This is a genomic window from Mycobacterium sp. NGS35 (genome assembly GCF_059812855.1).
The window spans coordinates 1-1,180 of the sequence record NZ_JCALDL010000026.1 but is presented as its reverse complement, the minus strand read 5'-3'; the positions used below and the strand labels follow the sequence as shown (position 1 = coordinate 1,180).

The window sequence follows — 1,180 nt, the reverse complement described above, 5'->3', positions numbered from 1 at the left end:
GGGGGTATGGCGCTGACGCAGGCGGCCCAGGAAGTGGGCGTGTTCCGTACGGCTGCGTGGGTGTGGTGGCGTGATGCTGGGGCCATGACGCTTGTAGTCGGGGGCCGAGGCCGCCGCGGGCTGCTTAATCCGGGGAATTTCGCGTTGCCGGGCGGACACGGAAATCGGCTCAATGATTCCGAGCGGGTGGAGATCATGCGGTTGCGCGACGCGGGTCTGCACCACGCGGAGATCGCGCGCCGGATCGGCAGGCATCGGTCGACGGTGTGCCGTGAGATCGCTCGTAACAGCAACCCGGACGGGGATTATCACGCGTTGATGGCCCATGCTCGGGCGGCCGAACGGGCGTGCCGGCCCAAGGCGTTCAAGCTCAAGGACAATCCGTTGTGCGCCGATATTGAGGCTTGGATGGATCAGGGGTGGAGCCCCAGGTTGATCGCTGAGGTGTTGGCCCGCGATTATCCCGATGACAGGCTGAAAAGGGTGAGCCACGAGACCATCTACAACTGTCTGTTTGTGCAGGCTCGCGGCAGTTTGCGCGCGGATCTGTCGCAACGGCTATCGACCAAGCGAACCAAGCGAAAACCGCGGGGGCGCACCGATAACCGGCGTGGGGCCTATAGCAGCGGCGAGGAGTTCAAGATCAGCGACCGCCCGGCCGAGGCCGCCGACCGTGCGGTGCCCGGGCACTGGGAAGGCGATCTGATCCTTGGCCCTGGCGGAGCTAGCGCCATCGGGACCTTGGTGGAGCGCAGCACCCGCTTCACCTTGTTGTTGCACCTGCCCGGCGATCACACCGCCGAGACCGTGGCCACCGCAATGATCGAGGCGATGCGTGAGTTGCCCGAGGATCTGCGCCGGTCGATCACCTGGGACCGCGGCAGTGAGATGGCCAACTGGCGCGACATCCACATGCAGCTCAAGACCCCGGTGTATTTCTGCAATCCGCACTCGCCCTGGCAACGGGGCACCAACGAGAACACCAACCGGCTGCTGCGGTTCTGGTTCGAAAAAGGCACCGACCTCAGCGGCTACACCAAAACCGATCTCAAACGCGTACAAGACCTCCTCAACCGTCGACCCAGACCAACCCTTGATCTAAATACGCCCGCCCAGCGGTTGGCCGCACTACTCGAGAAAGCCGCCGCCTAGATGTTGCACTCACCAATTGACAATGACG

Annotated in this window: 1 protein-coding gene; it reads left to right on the top strand. The window is 63.7% G+C overall.

All coding sequences use genetic code 11. From position 1 onward, the window contains the following. On the top strand, positions 1 to 1,152 hold a 1,152-nt coding region (locus tag AC5Y4C_RS20960), incomplete at its 5' end, for an IS30 family transposase (RefSeq protein ID WP_499965278.1). Between the last annotated feature and the right edge of the window lie 28 nt (positions 1,153 to 1,180).